A 17,834-nucleotide genomic window follows, 5' to 3' on the forward strand; every position below is an offset into this window, starting at 1 on the left:
ATATAACAGTCTATAAAGATATGAAGAAAATATATTTATTTCCTGCGTTAGCTGCTACGCTGATGATATCAGGATGCGATTATAATGAAAAATATTTCGAAGGACTGGACGAGATGAGCCAGCCTAAAGAAGTGTTTACGAAAACGTATGCTTTGACAGAGGCTGATTATGCTACTATCTCGTCAGGCAAAGCTTATGAATCATTGCCTGGTAGCGATGAAGAAAAGGCTGCGTTGGCTGCATTGAAAACTAGTATGCGTTTCTCTGATATTTTGCCGGCTTCTAAGTATTTATCTACTTTTTTGGCTGCAAAATGGCTAGGTGCTGATGACGGTTCATCAGTTAAGGTTACTTATAACAAAGGGATTGACGCACCGGAATACCTTGCTAAATTGGCTGCGTCAGAAACCTATACAGTGTCAGATGCAAATTATGTGAGCGTATGGGGTGATGTTGATGCTAAATATTTCACACCTTCTAAACCGCTGGCAAAAGTTGCAAATAAGATATTGACTACAGCTTATCCTACCGCTCAAAGTGGAGATGTTAAGGTTGTTGCTTACAATTATTCTATTTCTGAGCCTAATACGGGTGGTGGTGCTACAGTAGCAAAAGAGCTTGATGAGACTTTCGATCATATATCTGTCGGTGGTGGAAAAACTGCTATTGATGGTTGGCAAAATATTGCGGAGAAAGGTACCAAGTACTGGACAGATAAGTATTATAATGGTGGTTATACGGAGTGTTCTGCTTATAATGGTGGTGGTGATGTTGTTGCATGGCTTATTTCGCCCAAAGTGGATTTATCTTCTGCCGCTGCTCCCAAATTGGCGTTTGATGTATGTTTAGGCTATCCTAATGGTGCGACTTTACAAATATTGGTATCAGACGATTTTAATGGAAGTGATGTTAATTCTGCTACTTGGACTGATTTGACTGCATATTTTGCATTTGATGCATCTAATGCAAAATTTGGGACAATGTCGCCGGCTGGTATTTATGATATGAGTGCTTATAAAGAGAATCCCGTTTATATAGCTTTTAAATATGTAGGTAATGCGGAGAAGACAACCACTTTCCAGATTGACAATATTCAGTTAGGTGATAACGTAAGTGTAGAAGCTACTTCTGTATTCAAAGAAGATTTTGAAAACGGTACAGATGCTTGGAAAGAGCAAATTATTCAAGGAGATTTTACATGGACTGCTAAAGACTTCAGTAATAACCACTATGTACAGTACTCTGCCAATAAATCAACAGAAGAGCAAGAGAGCTATTATATTTCTCCGGCTATAACAATACCTGCAAAAACAGAAGGGGTAGCTGAATTGCTATTTGATGTTTGCATTGGTTATTGGAATGCCAATTGTCTTTCTGTTTTGGTGTCTACTGATTATGTAGATGATGTTACGAAGGCGACTTGGAAAGATATGACGGCGGAATTTGCTCTTCCGGAAGGACCGACCAATGCTTATGGTAAATTTGGTTATGCAGGCGCTGCTCCGTTGAATGAATTTGCGGGACAGGTTATTCATGTGGCATTCAGATATGTAGGTAATGGTGCTGAATCTCGTTCAACTACCTATCAGATTGATAATATCAAGGTACAAACTGTAGCTCGTAAGGCCGCTGTGGCTAAGTTGTCTACGACTACGCGTGCTACTGCTGGCGGTGTTAACGAATTGGCTACCATCTATACTTATAATGGCTCTACGTGGATTCCATACGAAGATGCTATTGTAGTAAGTCCTTCTGACTATGAGGAAATGGGCTTTGAAACGTTTACTTCTTCTAACAAACCGGATAATTACTTGCCGCAATTCTTGACAGCCAACTATCCTTATGCGCAAGAAGAACAGAAAGTAGGGGTTGTTTATACATATTCGAATAATCAAGAAGCAGCCGAGTATATTTATACCGCTGGAGTTTGGACGAAGAATGATAATGTGGAAGTAGTTACCGATCAGTTTGTTCGTTCGGAAGGTAAATGGAATTTTAATCCTAGTACTACAATTACACTTTCTGTCGTAAAGAATGACCCTGTATCTACTCCTTTCTATCAGGCTATTGTAGACTATTCAGGAAAAGAACACGGTAAGGATTATTATCAGACCGGGTATACTAATGCTGAATATTATTATGGGGCTTCTTCTTATCAAAATAACTTTGACTTCCGCCCATCTGCTTGGAAGACCAAACATAATAATGGGGCGCTTTATGAAAAAATGTCAGATGAGGATTTGGTGAAACTGATGTTTGAACGTTTACCTGAAGCATTTGTTCCTGCGTTGGAGGCTTTATATGGAGATGCAAATGTAGTATCGGGTGTAGAAGTTATTTATACAATTTACTTTGGTGTTTACGACGGTTCAACTACAGTAACTTGGACTATCCAATATGAAGTGATTGGCAAGGGTAAATTCCAGTATATTGAAGGTTCTTTGAAGAAAGCAGAATAAGAGTCTGCGGATATTTATTAATGAGACTGTCTCCTGTTTTTTTGAAGGAGACAGTCTCATTGTTTTTCTTACCACCGTTCCCTCTTCACCTCAAAGCACGGGCACTTTTCTTTCACATGCGCTCCCGGTTTCATCACAGGACGAAGGCTTTTGATGTCTCCGTTCAGACATACATAATAATGATTCCGGCCTCACTGAAGCCACGTTGCAGATGATCGGCGGTTAAGTCAGCTTCCGTATAAGGGCGGTCGCAGCGGGTGGCGGAACAGTGGACGACAATCTGATTAATTTTTCTCATAGAAGCAAGTCTTATTTTATGTTTTTGCAGATTTATAGAAACCTACATTTGCAGAGGCATTCCGCTATGTAAGCACTAATGAACTTCATATAGGGTTATTGTTTCTTGCGGGACTCCGCATTTTTTCTAACGCGATTATATATTTTTAACATATTTAGGTAATGTGCGGTTTAAGATGAAAAATCCTTTTCAGGAGCTCTCTGAAGGGGGATAAAGGTCGTAAGACCGTACATTTTGTCAGTTTCTTCAATGCTTATCTTTGTAGAGTCAAATGAAAAAATAAGAAATATGAAAAGAAACTTCTACCTTCAGCATCCACTAATGGCGATGCATGACCCCAGAATGCAGAATCTGCTGGCTAAGGAAACGCTTAAAGGAACTGGTGCCTATTGGTTTATTATTGAAAAACTGGAGTTATTGCCCGAGTCGCGTGCTCAGGTGGAATACCTGCGCTCTTTCTGTAAGGTCCATAAGATTTCTTTTGCTTATATCAAGAAAATCATTTTCGGATACCAGCTTTTCGACTTTGAAGAGGATGGCTATTTTATGCCTGCGGAACTGAATCCGATACATGAACGGACGGAACAAACGATATGTGAACGGCAGGTAAACTGTATTGCGACTGATGCGGATTGTATCGGAAGCTCAGAGAAAAAGGTTCGAAAAACGCTCAAAAACAAGCGAGAATCATCGAAAAAAGAGCAAAAAATGGCTGAAAACAGTCAAAAAGTGCTTAGGAATGAAGGGGAAAAAGAATGCTTATCGTCTGGTAAATCGCTGAAAAACAATAGTATTAGCTCAAATGAATATACTGCTAATAAAGAGAATATAAGAGATATAATAACAACAGCAGCAGCAAGAAAAGAAAAAAAGACTGCTGTTGCTGTTGTTGATGATTTATCTGCCGTAGCTTTGACGGAGAGAAACCGCACATTGTCGCCTGGAATATCGAGCTTTGTCATTCGGAATGTCGGCCTCATCATCCCGAATGCCACACTTCAACGCCTCAATTGCCACACTTCACTGCCCCAACTGCCACACTTCAGTGCAGTAATTGCCACACCTCAGCACAGTAAATACCACACGTCACGCCTGATTGGGTGTGGCATTGGGGACGATGAAGTGTGGTATTCGAAGGCTGTTTCTGAAGTTCACATTTGCGGGAGGAATTTTGAAATTGTCAGGGGAGCACTGCCTTATACCGTGTACACCTGCCTTGTGCATCGTAAACACGTATCAGGTAGAAGCCACGCACCAGACTATTTACGGGCAGGGTGAAACGATTTTCTGCATTTTCGGCATTGCTAATGTCGTATGTGGCAATGATTTGCCCACTGATATTGACGATTTCGGCACGGCTGAGGCTGGTGTTGCTTACTAAAGTGAGGTAGCCGCTGCGTGGATCGCCTGTCAGGCGGATAGCGGGGCGGGAAATTGTCTGGGGTTCGATACCTGTGCTGCCGTTCCCCAGATTCAGGAAGGTGACGATGGGGCTGTGGTCGGAGCAGCGGTACATATTGTTTTTCTGTACGCCGCTTTGATCGACGTCCATTTTCTGTGGTTCGTCGGCGTTGATACGGAAGGGACGGGCATCGGTTACTTGCTTTTCAAGGGTACTTGTGGCCAGACTGTGATCCAGATAGCCTACTGCGTAACTGCCATTACTGAAGTAAGCGTAACTGTACTGGTTTGGGGCGTAGGTGGTGAGCAGATTGACCAGACCACCGTTTTCGAGGGTACGGATGGGGTCTTCACAGGTATAGGCGTTTAGGTCGCCTACCACCAGGACGTCGGGATCATTGTAGGTTTTCGTGATTTCTTCGATGAACTTCAGAGTGGCTTCGGCTTCCTGCACACGGCGGGGATTATAGGCGCCTTGGCCGTCACCTTTATCTTTGTATTGCTCCGGAACATTGCTGCCTGATTTTGATTTCCAGTGATTGCAGCAGAGGATGAAACGCTCCTGATTGCTGTTCAGTTGGAAACCTTGGGCGGTTTTGCGTTCCGGCAGGTAATTGTCGGCGAGTTTGTTCAGACTGATGGCGCCCACGGGGGTAACTGCGTCGCTATTGTAGATGAAGCAGGCCATGCCCTGCACGTTGTCTTTATAATAGCGTGTCTTGTATTTCTGGGTGTTGCAGTTCCGGTTCAGGAGCTGGCAGAGTTCTTCCAGTCCGGCGGCTCCTTCTACTTCCACAAGGGCGTAGATGTCGGCTTGCAGTGCTTGCAGGGCGAGGGCTACTTTGGGCAGCTTGATGCTATAGGTGTTTACGTTTTTGCCGAAGTGTTCCAGGTTGAAGCTGACCACTTTCAGGTTGTACGTTTCCGGGGTGTCGCAGGAGATGGGGCGTTCGTTGCCTTTGAATTCGGGTTTCCGGGTCAGGGTGATGGTGTATGTGCCGTTGCTGTAGCTGGCTTTTCCGGTCAGCCCTTCTATGGTTTGTCCGATGCGGCAGGTTCCGTCTGCATCGACGATAGGGAAGGAGCCTTGCTTTACGGTGAGTTGGTTTTTCTGGTTCTCCAGGTTCTTCTGATTGAACATATCTACACCCGGTTCGAACTTTTCGGTAGGAGTCCATAGCTGGCCGTTGGAAAAGTTCAGTGTGCCATACGTGTAGCTGTAGTTGTTTGTCAGCGTCAGGGTGTTTGTAATGGTCACTTCTTTCCCGTTCAGGGCGCTTGTTTTGAAGTCGTCAGGGAAAATAACCGGTTGCTGGGCAAACAGTAATATAGGGATCAGATTAAGAAGTAGAAGTAGCGGTCTTTTCATAAGTAGTTTCATTAGGTGGTTGTTTCTCATTTCTTAATTTTCATTTCCATCAGCACCGGATTATGGTCGCTGCACAGGTCCAGATCGGGCGAGTAGTAACGGTATCCCTGGATGCCGGGCGAATGGAATATGTAGTCGATGCGCAACAGACGTTTGAAGTAGCGGTAGGTGTACATATAGCCGCGACCGCTGGTGCGGAAGCCGTCTTTGAGGACATCGGACAGTTCGGCATAGGTGTAGGAGGATGGCAGGGAGTTGAAGTCACCGCATGCCAGTACGGGGTAGGGGCTGGCAACTACCAGTTGGCGGATGCTGTCCGTTTGTTCGGCGCGTTTCACGAAGTTGTCGTGCAGGGAAGTGATGGCGCCTTGCACGACTTCTGCTTCACGACGGGTGTCGTTACTGTTGGCAAGTCCGCGTTCCCATTTCCGGCGGTTCTGGCTGACGCTGGTGGTCTGCAAGTGGTTGTTGAGCAGACGGACGGTGTCGCGTCCCAGGACAATGTCGCACTGCATGCTACAGTTGGCGCTTTGCTGGTAGGAAATGAACTGGGGATTGACGAGCGGGTAGCGGCTGAACACGGCGATAGGAAGCACTCCGCGGATAGAATCCTCGGTAGGGATCAAGGCGTAGCGCCAGTGGGAAAATACGTTGCGGATGCTGTCCATCGGGAAGTATTTGTTGTCGCCACATTCCTGGAAGCAGAGGACGTCGACTTCCTGTTCTTTCATGTAGCGGGCGATTTCCTTGCAGGAGTAGCCTGTAATCTCTCCTCCGAAATTGCCAACGTTGTAGGTGGCTATTTTCAGGTATCCGTCGGCATAATTGCTGCTGTAGTGCCCTTCGGGAATCTTCTTGGTGAAGCTGAACTGGAAGATGGCAAGGATATATCCGTAATTGAAAACTAATGCTGCAAGGGGAATGAATGCCCAGCGCCTGCGGGCGAATGCCCAACAGATGGCGACTAACAGATTGCATAGCAATAGTGCGGGCAATGCTAATCCCAGTACGGGCATGTACCTTGAATTGGCAGGGTCGAAGTTCCCGGAGAATGCAGCAATCATCGTGACAAGGGCCAATACGATGCTCAGGAGGACTGGAATGCTGCGGAATAAACTTTTGATTTCTGATTTTCCCATGTTGTTGTAAAGCTACGGGCTACAAGTTACAAAGCTACGAGCTACGAGTGCCTTTCGGTATGATAGCGCAGCCACTCGTAGCCCGTAGCTTGTAGCTCGTAGCTTATTTTATTACATTTACCGGTTTTCCGTCAATATATGCTTTTAAGTTACTGATAAGAATATGTATCAGCCTTTGGCGGGCTTCAAAGTTGGCCCATGCGATGTGAGGGGTGATGAAGCAATTCCGGGCGGTGAGTAACGGATTGTCGGCACGGGGTGGTTCTTCAGAAAGAACATCCAGTCCGGCAGCGTAGATGATGCCGGTATTCAGGGCATTGGCAAGATCTTGTTCGTTGATGAGCGGGCCGCGTCCGGTATTGATGAGGATGGAGGTGGGTTTCATCAAGGAGAGGCGGTTGGCGTTGATCAGTTCACGGGTACTGTCGTTCAGTGGGCAGTGCAGGCTGACGATGTCACATTCGTGGAACAATTGGTCGAGTTCCGCTTTACGGATTTCGGGAGGAAGTTGGAGGCGCGATTTGGAAGTGTAGGCCCATACCTTCATACCGAAGCCGATGGCTATACGGGCGGTGTTGTAGCCGGTCTGTCCCAGTCCTACGATACCGATTTTTTTTCCGAGCAGCTCGATGAGTGGAGTGTCGTAGAAGCAGAAGTCGGGATTCTTGCTCCAGTTTCCCTTGCTGACTTCTTCGGAATAATGGCGTACTTGCTGGGTGATGTTCAGGATATGTGCAAATACCATTTGTCCGACAGAGGGAGTGCTGTATGCAGGGATATTGGTGATGATGATGCCGCGTTCGCGGGCGGCGTTGATGTCTACCACGTTGTAGCCTGTAGCCATCACGCCGATGTATTTCAGATCGGGCAGGGCAGCCATTGTCTCGCTGTTGATCACTACCTTATTGGTAAGGATGGCTTCTGCACCGGCAGCACGTTCAAGAACTTCGCCGGGAGCGGTGCGATCATAGATCGTGCACTCGCCTAACTCTTTCAACTTATCCCAGCACAGATCGCCGGGATTCGTGGTGTAACCGTCTAATACTACAATTCTCATTTTGTATATATTTAAAGTGAGTACGCAAATTTAGGGAAAAGATTTGAGATTACGATTTTCTGAACTTATCCTCACCCCACAACGCTCTCATCCGTTCCGCATGTTTCTGTTCGGCAGCATTGTCTTGTGCTTCCCACAGACGGCGGTCTTTCAGCTCGTCGGGCAGAAATTGTTGCTTGACGAAGTGCCCGGGATAATCGTGCGCATACTTATAATTGTCTCCATAACCCAACTGTTTCATCAGTTTGGTAGGTGCATTGCGCAGGTGCAGGGGTACGGGCAGATTACCGGTCTGGCGTACAAGTTCCAGGGCATTGTTGATGGCCATGTAGGCGGAGTTACTCTTCGGGCTTGTGGCGAGGTAAACGGTGGCTTCCGCCAGAGGGATGCGTCCTTCGGGCCAACCCACTTTCATTACGGCGTCGAAACACGCATTGGCAATCAGCAAGGCGTTCGGGTTTGCCAGTCCCACGTCTTCCGAAGCGGAAATGACGAGGCGGCGGGCGATGAATGCGGGATCTTCTCCGGCTTCCACCATGCGGGCCAGCCAATAGATGGCACCGTCGGGATCACTGCCACGGATGGACTTGATGAAGGCGGAAATGATATCATAATGCATCTCTCCGTCTTTGTCGTAGGCAAGCGGATTCTGTTGCAGGCGTTCTGTCACCATCTCATCGGTGATGACGACGGGATCTCCGGCTTCGGAAGAAACAACGAGATCCAGGATGTTGAGCAATTTGCGGGCGTCTCCACCACTGTAGCGAAGCATGGCGGTGGTTTCTTTCAGCTCGATGGTACGCTCTTTCAGTATATGGTCGGTGGTAATGGCACGTTGCAACAGTTCCAGTAAATCATCTTTTTCCAAAGATTTCAGCACATAGAGTTGGCAGCGTGACAGCAGTGGGCGGATTACCTCAAAAGACGGATTCTCCGTGGTAGCGCCTATCAGCGTCACTGTGCCTTGTTCCACGGCTCCGAGCAGTGAGTCTTGCTGTGACTTGCTGAAACGGTGTATTTCATCAATGAACAGGATGGGACTGCCTTGCGAGAAGAAACGGTTGCTCTTCGCGCGGTCTATCACTTCGCGCACATCTTTCACCCCACTGGTCACAGCGCTCAGGGTGTAGAACGGAGTTTCCAGTTTGTTAGCGATGATCTGTGCCAGAGTGGTTTTGCCTACACCCGGAGGACCCCATAGTATGAACGAAGAAATACGTCCTGCGTCAATCATCTTGCGCAGCACCGCACCCGGTCCTACTAAGTGTTTCTGACCGATGTAGTCGTCTAAGGTTTTAGGGCGAAGCCTTTCTGCTAATGGAGTCATGTGAATAAGTGTTTAACGTTTAGTGATTAGTGATAAGTAACTATGCTAATCACTAATCATTCATCACTAAGTCGCTATTTTAGAATATCATTAATATCATGAAGCGTATGCCATCTTTCTTCACTCCCGGTATATCGGTGTAGGTGAGGCGGCGTACATATTCGATATGCAACAGCTTGAATATGTTGTAGATACCTACACTGGCTTCCAAGTAGGGAGTGCTGCCCATTACGTGACTGGTGGGGACACCGTCGCGCATGGGGAAAAGGAACAGTTCACTGTTATGGCTCTTGTACGGATTGTTTTTGTCCGTCAGGGTGCCATACATACCACGGATGCGGAAAGTTTCGCGCCACTTCAACTTCTTGATAAGCGGGATGCGGTTGAACAGCTTTCCGTTCATGTCATAGGTCAGGGCGAGAGAGGCATAACGGTCGTTCAGGAACTCCATGTTGTTGATCAGGCTGAATGACTCGTTGTGCTGGGTGATGTATGACAGATTCGCCATGGGCAGGTTCAACAAGGGGAACGGTACAGTGTTCCACTGCGCGCCGGCACGGGCGGTAATATCCAGTTTACCCCACGAACCGAACCAGAAACGTTTACGGATACTGGCTTCCGTAAGGTTAAAGTTGTACTCGCCACCTAACACGCCTTTCAGACCGAGGGTGTGGGAGAGGGAGAAGATCGGGGCATCCAGCGATACGGGCACACGGCGCTGCTTCGTGTTGACATACGTCTCACCCGGTGCGTAACGCAGGGTGACACCGAGTTCGGTGGTGGTGATGTCCTTGATGAAGGTATTCGTATCATCCCATATTCCGGCGATGTTACCATCGTTTTTCCAGTATTGCAATACACCTCCGGCAGGCTGGTCGTTGCGGTGGCGTGCCATGGCTTTGATGGAAAAACCGGTATTGGTTTCCAGTTCGTAGGTCAGGGTAGCGTCGCGCATGTACGACATTTGGTCTACCTTGGTCCACTTCCAGCCCACAAACATATTATCCTTGTCCGTTGAGAGGTATTTATCCATGGGAGACATGACGTCGTAACTGTAATCGAAGGCCAGGTAGTGCTTGGGAAATTCCCACAATACATATTCGCGCTTGTTGAACGAGTAGGCTGCCTGACCTTTATAGAACCATTTCTTGTCCCTCGTACCGTAGGCCGCATATCCGCTGAAACTCCAGTGCGGATCGAGGTTACCGGTGGTCATACCACTGAGACGGAAACGTGTGCCATTCACGTAATTGCTTGTGATGGTGGTATTGATAGGCCCGAAGTCGAACTTGCTGGGGTGCTTCTTGGTGCCCGTTTCCACGAAGTTCTCAATCAGGGCTTTCGCACCGAAGATGACATATTTGAATCCGGGAATTTGCTCAATGCGGTTCATGAAGACGTCCATGTTACTCTCTTTCTTTGTGAGGGGAACCTGACGCACACTCGCCCAATATTCATCACTCTTGTTGAGCATGTTGGCTTCTTTGATGACGTTACCTTTCAGGCGGAAGAGACGAGGCTCAATGTCTTCAAAGTTGTAATTGGAGTATTTGGTAGTACGCTGCACTTCAAGCCCTTGTATGCCTTTTACGAATTGCAGTTCCACGGTCATGTCATCGTCCGTAAGTACCCAGTTTCCGTCCGGCATCTGCTCGAATTGCTGCACTATGTCGAGGTTGTCCACAAAGTTCACACCGGTCTTTTTTGGCAGGTTCATGGTACACTTCTTGACGGCATAGGTAGAATCCTTCACTACGTAGAGGTGTCCCGTGAAACCGAAATCCTGTGAGTTTTGAGGCACGAAGGTGAGGTGCACACACTCCTGACGGTCCACCATGACGGTGTCCATGAGGTAGTATTTATAGAAACTGATGGCCCCGCGACCAATGGGGCTGACGAAGCGGCGTTGCAGGAGTCGGATGTCATCGTCGTAGATATTGACATCGGAGAAGACATCGGTCAGGATGGTGCCCAACATGTCTCCCGTATTGAAAAACTCCTCTATACCGCTGGAATTCACACCTTCGATGATGGTTTTTTCGCTTTTGGGACTTTTGCGGTAGATGGTCTTCGAAGACGTCTCCTTGATGGAGATGGGGAGGATCATCTTGTTGGTCTTGGGCGATACTTCCACCTGGTCTTTGAAGAATGAGAATTTCTTGTAGATGCCCTTTTCCATCTTTTCGGGGGTGACGTCGTTCATGGACATCTTCATCTTTTCGTATTTCTGATACTGGTAGAAATCGTTGGCTTCCAGTTTCAGTTCTTTCTTATTCTCGATAACTTTCCTCATAAAATCCACGGCGGGATTGTTCTTACGGGAGTATTTCTCTTTTTGGGGCTTCACCACAACTTCGGAGAGCATGACGTCGGCAGGTGCCAGCTTCACGTTCAGTACTTTGGTGGTAGGCTTCAGGGTGACTTTCTTGGTCACGTATCCGATGGCGGAGAATGATAATTCATTCCAGCCTTTGCGGGTTTCCACTGTGTATTCGCCTTCGGCATTGGTGATGGCACCCACGCCTTTTCCCTCGTATTGAACGGTGATGTACATTAATGGTTCATTGGTGAGGGAGTCGGTCACGACACCTTTAATCTGTGCGGATGCGCTGTGTGCGACGAATAATGACAGCAGAAAAAGGATGAGAGCTATATATTGTTGTTTCATATTTAAGTCAGTATGAGGCCGCAAAGTTAACAAAATACAGTTAAATAAGAAGTAAATATAATCTAAAGAAATAAGAGGAATGTTTATATCTGCTTTAACTTTTATCTGATTTGTACTATATTTGTCGCGTAAAATTCACAAAATGCTGTCCATACTCATTCCGGTGTATAATATAAATTGCGTCTCGTTGGTTCGGAAATTATATGAGATGGCCTTGCTGACGGAGTTTCCTTTCGAAATTTTGCTGGCGGACGACGCGTCGTGCCGGAAAGTGAAGGAAGAAAATCGTGTGTTGAACCGGTTGGACGGATGTCGTGTGCTGGAACTGGAGACGAATCATGGTCCGGCATTTATCCGCAATTATTTGGGTGAACAGGCGCGTTATCCTTATTTGCTTTTTCTGGATACGGACACAAGTCCGGTAGGTGAGGACTTTCTCTCTTTATACCTCAAGAATGTGGGCGGACAGGTGGTTTGCGGTGGCTTTTGTTATCCGGAGGAGGGGGACTCCTTTCTGCGCAATAAATACGGAGCGCAGGTGGAAGCGCAACCGGCTGCCGAACGTCGTAAGCATCCTTATCAGCACTTTATAAGTATGAACTTTTTTATTCCGAGAGAGCTTTTTCTGCGTGTCCGTTTTGACGAAACGTTTCATCTGGGATATGAGGATACCGCTTTCGGAAAGAGGCTGGAAGATGCGGGTATACCGGTGTTGCATATTGAAAATCCGGTCTGGCATCTGGTGGAGGAAGATGCGGCTTCTTTTTTGGTGAAAACACGCCGTTCTGTGAAAAACCTCTTGGGTCGTGAACGGGAATTGCTTCCTTATGTCCGCTTATTGCGCTGGTACAATTGTTTAAAGCGGTTTCATGCTGTTGCACTAACCGCTTTCCTATTTCGTATATCTGAGAGTCTTTTGGAAAAGAACCTGACTGGAAAACACCCCTCTTTACGGCTTTTCGCTTTCTATAAGTTAGGTTATTTCTGTTGGTTATCTGTTTAATTCCTCTAACTTAACTCCTAATTCAGTAATGCTCCTTTAATTCTCCGTTAATCAACGTCTGTACGATACGTTCCGCTGTACGTCCATCCCAACGGTCGGGCAGGGTAGTATGTTTCCATTCGCCGAGCATTAATCTTTCCAGAGCATTGGCAAGAGCCACGGAATCTTCATTCACTAACTCATTGGTACCTACACGCCAGGTTTCGGGATGCTCGGCGTAGGAGTTGAGCGTGATGCAGGGGACATCGAGGAAGGTAGCTTCCTCGGCAATGTTTCCGGAGTCCGTCACAATGCCTTTTGCATGGTTGATGAGGTAACCGAAATGCAGATAACTTTGAGGCGGCAGGATGTGCAGATTAGACGCGGGGATGTCCAGCGATTTGATGGCTTTTTGCACATAAGGGTGCAGGGGCGCAATGATGGGCATGCCTTCGGATTTCTCAATCAATGTTTGTATCAACGATTTGAGAACATGTTTCTTGGTCAGCAGGTCGTGCCGGTTGAGAGTCAGCAACAGGTAACCGCGCTTTTCCAACCCTATGGTGGAGAACCATACAGGCTGCAACAGACGGTGACGGTTGTAGCGGACGGTATCTATCAATATATTGCCTACATAATGGATGTATTCGGGAATCATGCCTTCCTGGTTCAGGTTGCGGTTGGCTACCATGCCTGCGGTAAACAGATAGTCGGAAATGGCATCTACGATGGTGCGGTTTACTTCGCGGGGCATATTCATATCGAACGAACGGGTTCCGGCAATGAGGTGCGCAACTTTCAGACCGCGCTTTTTGGCAACGATGGAACAGCTCATGGTGGCGGTAAGATCGTCTACAACGAGTACTACCTGCGCGGGATGATTGTTCAGTTCCTTCTCGAAAGCAAGCATGATGGCGGCTGCCACTTCCGAATGGTCGTGTCCGGTGACTCCCAGATAACCGTCCGGCCGCTTCATGTCCAGGTCGGAAAACAAGGAGGCATCCAGACTGGTATCATCTTGTCGCCCGGTGTAGATGAGACGGTATGAAATCTTCTTTCCAGCTTCCTGTGCGGCTCTGATGGCCCGGGTGATGGGAGCTATTTTCATGAAGTTGGGGCGTGCGCCCGATACGATTGTTATTTTCATTGCATATAAATTGATGAGACAAAAATACGTTTTCTTAGGGAAATTATTCGTTACTTTGCCCATAATTTTAATGAATACCGATTATAAATCATTAAACATTTAACGTTAATCATTGATTATCATGCCTACATTTGTTCAAATTCTCGATTTTATAGGTACGTTCGCTTTTGCCATCAGCGGTATCCGGCTGGCATCGGCAAAGCGGTTCGACTGGTTTGGGGCGTATGTGGTAGGTTTTGTGACGGCTATCGGCGGCGGTACCATCCGCGATGTATTGCTGGGAGTGACGCCGGGGTGGATGACTGATCCTATCTATCTGATTTGTACGGGACTGGCTTTACTTTGGGTCATTCTTTTCGGAAAGCATCTCATCCACTTGCACAATACGTTTTTTATCTTCGACAGTATCGGTCTGGCACTGTTTACGGTGGTCGGTGTAGGGAAAAGCATTGCATTGGGATATCCGTTCTGGGTAGCCATCATTATGGGTAGCATTACAGGTGCTGCGGGTGGAGTGATCCGTGATGTGTTTATCAATGAGATACCGCTTATTTTCCGAAAAGAGATTTATGCGATGGCATGTGTGGTAGGCGGTACGGCCTACTGGTTGTGCGATCTGCTGGGAATGCAGTCCTATGCTTGCCAGGTGGTGGGCGGAGTATCGGTCTTTGTGACGCGCATTCTGGCAGTGAAGTATAATATCTGTCTGCCGATTCTTACGGGAGGCGGAGAAGAGGAGGAAGACAAGGAGTAATAAAGAAAGAGCTACGAGCTACAAGCTACAAGCTACGAGTGCTTTTCAGCATCATAGCGCAGCAACTCGTAACTTGTAGCTCTTTCAGCGTTACAGCGCAGCAACTCGTAGCTCTTTCAGCGCAGCAACTTGTAGCTTGTAACTCGTAGCTCTTTAGAACAATGCGTCTTTCGTGTTGAATAATTTTCTCTCATTCAGTTTCACTACTTTGCCGTATTTCTCCAGTTTCTTCAGATCAATATCTTTCGGGTTACCCATGACACCGATGCAGTAAGGTTTGCCCTTAATATTCTCTTCGTAGAACTTCACGATATCGTCAAAAGTCAATGCGTCAACCTTTGGCAGGTTCTCCTTGGCAGGGTCTGCATTGTAACCTATGCGCTGCAATTCTCTCATGTTCTCTGCTTTATCGCGGAAAGAAGGATGAGTTGTCAGCATCTCTTGGCGTATGTAACTCTTGATGTTATCGATACGGTCTGCATTTTTAGGCATATCCGTTACCAATCCCATGAAGACATCCAGCGCGTCATTGGCTTTGTCGTTCTGCGTACCGATGTTACCAAACAGGTAAGTGGGGTTACCGGGCAATGCAGGAGTTCCGATGTAGGCTCCGGCTGAGTAAGCCATAGAACGCTTTTCACGGATTTCAGTCATTACCAAACCGTTGAAACCACCGGAGAAATACTGATTGAACGCATCGCGTATTGCATCATCTTTCTTATCATATTTTGCCATCGGCAGGTAGAAATAAATCTGTGCCTGTTCCGCATCCGTGTTAGGCAGGAAGTAAATGGTATTTTCCGTTACTGAAACCATCGGCTTGTCCTGCGGAGATGTAGATGGCTTTTCGTTGGCAACCAGCGGCAGATTCTTGCTGAGGACGTCGTAAGCATTATCGAAAGGCATTGTTCCGCAATAGAAGATTTCGGCTTCATAGTTGGATGCGCGGTTGATATCACCTGTCAGCTCGGAGATCTGCAATTCGTAGATTTCCTTATCTGTCAGTTCGTCAATATAGGATGACTTATCTTGGAAGATCATGTATTGGAGGAGTGCGTTGGATAAGGTGTTTACATTCTCCTTACGTTGTTGGCGGCTGCCCAGCATGGAACCTTTGATACGGCTTAACTGTTTTTCGTCCAGTTTCGGCATCAGGATTTGGCGGGCAAGAAGCTGACAAGCTTGCGGCAAGGTTTCTTCGTAGCCTTCCATGGTGATGTAGAGGTAGTTTTGACTGGCGCTTACGCGGCAAGTTGCATTCAGTCTGCTAAGTTCCTCTTTCAGTTGTTGCGGCTCATAAGTACCCATGATACCGGCGTTGTTCATCAAGTCCGCTGCAATACCCAGTTTCGGGAAATCACGTACTCCGACACCATAACGGAGTGTAAGGCTGAATACGTTGTTTTCCGGATTCTGCGAATAATACATCTTGGAGCGGTCATTCAGTTGTTTGCTCTGTATCTCGCTGAAGTCGAGGAATTTCTCTTCCACTTGTCCGATAGGCATATTCTTGAACTGTGTAGCATACAAAGATTGTTTGCCTACAGGCGGTTCGATGGGTTTGTAACCCGGTTTCTTGATTTTTGCATTCTTGTCCAGCTTGCCTTTTTCAATGTAGATGGCCAGGTAATCGTTGGTCAGGTATTGTTTGGCAACACGCTTGATATCTTCTGTGGTAATAGCCATTACCTCATCTTTGTAGTTGAGAACTTGTCCCAGGTCTTCTTCACTGATAAAGGCCTGCATCAGCGTGAGGGCTTTGGAAGTATTCGATTCCATCATCAGGTCGAAGTCACGACACATGTTGTTCTTGATAGCATTGATCTGCCATTCTTCGAATTGTCCGTTGGCGATTTTCTCGATAGCTTTCAGTGCTTTCTTTTCAGCGCTCTTGTTCGATTCGAAACGACGTTGGTTTTCATCGTACAGTGGTGTGCAACGTACGATATTGCGGCCTTGTTCGCGGCGGGTGTCTGCATAGGCATAACCATTGGTTAGTTCACCGTCGATGGTCAATTTGTCCAGCGTACCGGTGCTGCTGCTATTGCTCAGCAAAGACATGGCGATTTCCAGAGGTTTTTCATCGGGGTGTCCGGAAGGTACGCCTTTGTATACGAGGCATACATTGGGGTAATAACCGATTTTAGCATTATACTGCTTGCGACCTTTAATTTCAAGGTCAGGATAAGTTTTACGTTCGGGAGTAGCCTTAGCCGGTAAACGTCCGAAAGTGGCGTTGATACGTCCGCTGATTTGCTTGGCATTGACGTTACCCACAAGAATGAGTACCATGTTTTCGGGAGTATACCATTCGTTGTAGTATTCGATTAGTTTGCTCAAGCGAGGGTTTTTCAGGTGTTCCGGCAGACCGATGATGGGGCGTGCGTACGGATGTCCTTCATAGGCGACACTCGAAATGAATTCTTGCTGTACGCTTCCCGGATTATCTTTATACATATTATATTCTTCGTATACACTTTCCAGCTCAGTCTGGAAGGTACGGAATACCGGGTTGATAAGACGCTGTGAGTAGATTTCCAACCATTTGTTGATCTGGTAAGGAGGGAATGAGTTGTGATAGTAAGTTACGTCGAAGCTGGTTCCGGCGTTCAGTCTCTTTCCACCCATGCTTTCTATCAGGTTCATGAACTCGTTGGATACACTAACCTTTCCGGCTTCTATGGTCAGCTCGTTGATCTCTTTAGCGATTGCCTCTTTCTTAACGGGATCAGCTTCGTCGGCCATTTCATCGTACTTGGCAATGATTTTATCATAAATAGGCTTTTCGGTAGCCCAGTCCAGTGCACCGATTTTGTCGGTACCCTTAAACATCACGTGTTCCAGATAGTGTGCCAATCCTGTGTACTCTGCCGGATCGTTCACTGAACCTGTTCGGCAGGCCACAATACCGTACACATCCGATTTCGTGTTGTCTTCCCATACATATACGGAAAGGCCGTTCTTCAGCTTGAAAGCTTTCAATCCTTGACCGAATGACGGCAAAGCGATAGCCATGATAGCCAGAAGAGTGATTGATTTAATAATTCGTCTCATAAAATAAAGTGTTTTTAAATAAAGTGTTTTTGCTATATGTAGGCAAAACTATAAAAAAATCACAAACAGTTTACGAAATCTTCGGAAAAAGATACGCTTTTTACAAAAATCACCACCAGAAAACTCTCAAAAAGGGGGTGAAAACTGTCAATTGATAGTTTTTGCCCTAAATAAAAACA

General features: G+C 46.7%; 11 protein-coding genes and 1 pseudogene. 4 read left to right on the forward strand and 8 right to left on the reverse strand.

The window, feature by feature from the left end:
- Positions 1-20: 20 nt before the first annotated feature.
- Positions 21-2,459: a choice-of-anchor J domain-containing protein gene (locus tag K429_RS29555; protein ID WP_029328289.1), complete on the forward strand. Its 2,439-nt coding sequence runs from the start codon at positions 21-23 to the stop codon at positions 2,457-2,459.
- Positions 2,460-2,569: 110 nt separating this feature from the next.
- On the opposite strand, the pseudogene K429_RS29105 reads toward K429_RS29555, so the two are convergent.
- Positions 2,570-2,757: pseudogene (locus K429_RS29105) on the reverse strand (N-acetylmuramoyl-L-alanine amidase); the annotation flags it as partial.
- A gap of 288 nt (positions 2,758-3,045) precedes the next feature.
- Here K429_RS29105 and K429_RS0123485 point away from each other — a divergent pair.
- A complete protein-coding gene (locus K429_RS0123485) occupies positions 3,046-4,035 on the forward strand; it encodes a DUF4373 domain-containing protein (RefSeq protein ID WP_029328290.1) in 990 nt (329 codons plus the stop codon).
- Here the strand turns inward: K429_RS0123485 and K429_RS0123490 are convergent.
- The 5 genes from K429_RS0123490 to K429_RS0123510 form a co-directional block, all read right to left on the reverse strand.
- Entirely contained in the window at positions 3,938-5,527 is a 1,590-nt protein-coding gene (locus tag K429_RS0123490) for an endonuclease/exonuclease/phosphatase family protein (protein ID WP_029328291.1), read from the reverse strand. The two genes, K429_RS0123485 and K429_RS0123490, sit on opposite strands and share 98 nt — an antisense overlap.
- Positions 5,528-5,553: 26 nt before the next feature.
- Positions 5,554-6,666, reverse strand: a complete 1,113-nt coding sequence (locus tag K429_RS0123495) for an endonuclease/exonuclease/phosphatase family protein (protein ID WP_029328292.1) — start codon at positions 6,664-6,666, stop codon at positions 5,554-5,556.
- Positions 6,667-6,769: 103 nt separating this feature from the next.
- Positions 6,770-7,723, reverse strand: coding sequence for a D-2-hydroxyacid dehydrogenase (locus tag K429_RS0123500; RefSeq protein ID WP_029328293.1), 954 nt, complete (start codon positions 7,721-7,723; stop codon positions 6,770-6,772).
- A gap of 49 nt (positions 7,724-7,772) precedes the next feature.
- Positions 7,773-9,050 carry a replication-associated recombination protein A gene (locus K429_RS0123505; protein ID WP_007213622.1) on the reverse strand — a complete coding sequence of 426 codons (1,278 nt, stop codon included), beginning with the start codon at positions 9,048-9,050 and terminating at the stop codon, positions 7,773-7,775.
- Positions 9,051-9,129: 79 nt separating this feature from the next.
- A complete protein-coding gene (locus tag K429_RS0123510; protein ID WP_029328295.1) occupies positions 9,130-11,718 on the reverse strand; it encodes a DUF5686 and carboxypeptidase-like regulatory domain-containing protein in 2,589 nt (862 codons plus the stop codon).
- A gap of 142 nt (positions 11,719-11,860) precedes the next feature.
- Here K429_RS0123510 and K429_RS0123515 point away from each other — a divergent pair, with 142 nt between their 5' ends.
- Entirely contained in the window at positions 11,861-12,721 is an 861-nt protein-coding gene (locus K429_RS0123515; RefSeq protein WP_029328296.1) for a glycosyltransferase family 2 protein, read from the forward strand.
- A gap of 22 nt (positions 12,722-12,743) precedes the next feature.
- On the opposite strand, the gene K429_RS0123520 is transcribed toward K429_RS0123515, so the two are convergent.
- Positions 12,744-13,847 (reverse strand): UDP-N-acetyl glucosamine 2-epimerase, encoded by a 1,104-nt coding sequence (locus K429_RS0123520; RefSeq protein WP_029328297.1) that lies wholly within the window; start codon positions 13,845-13,847, stop codon positions 12,744-12,746.
- Positions 13,848-13,968: 121 nt separating this feature from the next.
- Here K429_RS0123520 and K429_RS0123525 point away from each other — a divergent pair, with 121 nt between their 5' ends.
- Positions 13,969-14,601 carry a trimeric intracellular cation channel family protein gene (locus K429_RS0123525; protein ID WP_007213626.1) on the forward strand — a complete coding sequence of 211 codons (633 nt, stop codon included), beginning with the start codon at positions 13,969-13,971 and terminating at the stop codon, positions 14,599-14,601.
- Between the two features lie 153 nt (positions 14,602-14,754).
- On the opposite strand, the gene K429_RS0123530 is transcribed toward K429_RS0123525, so the two are convergent.
- Positions 14,755-17,655 carry a pitrilysin family protein gene (locus K429_RS0123530; RefSeq protein WP_029328298.1) on the reverse strand — a complete coding sequence of 967 codons (2,901 nt, stop codon included), beginning with the start codon at positions 17,653-17,655 and terminating at the stop codon, positions 14,755-14,757.
- Between the last annotated feature and the right edge of the window lie 179 nt (positions 17,656-17,834).

This window comes from Bacteroides sp. 14(A) (assembly GCF_000526555.1).
GTDB lineage: Bacteria > Bacteroidota > Bacteroidia > Bacteroidales > Bacteroidaceae > Bacteroides > Bacteroides cellulosilyticus.

Excerpts from the sequence above, each read along its gene's own strand:
- K429_RS0123490 (WP_029328291.1), bottom strand. The coding sequence starts at position 5,527 with ATGAAAAGACCGCTACTTCTACTTCTTAATCTGATCCCTATATTACTG.
- K429_RS0123510 (WP_029328295.1), bottom strand. The coding sequence starts at position 11,718 with ATGAAACAACAATATATAGCTCTCATCCTTTTTCTGCTGTCATTATTC.
- K429_RS0123525 (WP_007213626.1), top strand. The coding sequence starts at position 13,969 with ATGCCTACATTTGTTCAAATTCTCGATTTTATAGGTACGTTCGCTTTT.
- K429_RS0123485 (WP_029328290.1), top strand. The coding sequence starts at position 3,046 with ATGAAAAGAAACTTCTACCTTCAGCATCCACTAATGGCGATGCATGAC.
- K429_RS0123515 (WP_029328296.1), top strand. The coding sequence starts at position 11,861 with ATGCTGTCCATACTCATTCCGGTGTATAATATAAATTGCGTCTCGTTG.
- K429_RS0123520 (WP_029328297.1), bottom strand. The coding sequence starts at position 13,847 with ATGAAAATAACAATCGTATCGGGCGCACGCCCCAACTTCATGAAAATA.
- K429_RS0123495 (WP_029328292.1), bottom strand. The coding sequence starts at position 6,666 with ATGGGAAAATCAGAAATCAAAAGTTTATTCCGCAGCATTCCAGTCCTC.
- K429_RS0123530 (WP_029328298.1), bottom strand. The coding sequence starts at position 17,655 with ATGAGACGAATTATTAAATCAATCACTCTTCTGGCTATCATGGCTATC.
- K429_RS29555 (WP_029328289.1), top strand. The coding sequence starts at position 21 with ATGAAGAAAATATATTTATTTCCTGCGTTAGCTGCTACGCTGATGATA.
- K429_RS0123505 (WP_007213622.1), bottom strand. The coding sequence starts at position 9,050 with ATGACTCCATTAGCAGAAAGGCTTCGCCCTAAAACCTTAGACGACTAC.
- K429_RS0123500 (WP_029328293.1), bottom strand. The coding sequence starts at position 7,723 with ATGAGAATTGTAGTATTAGACGGTTACACCACGAATCCCGGCGATCTG.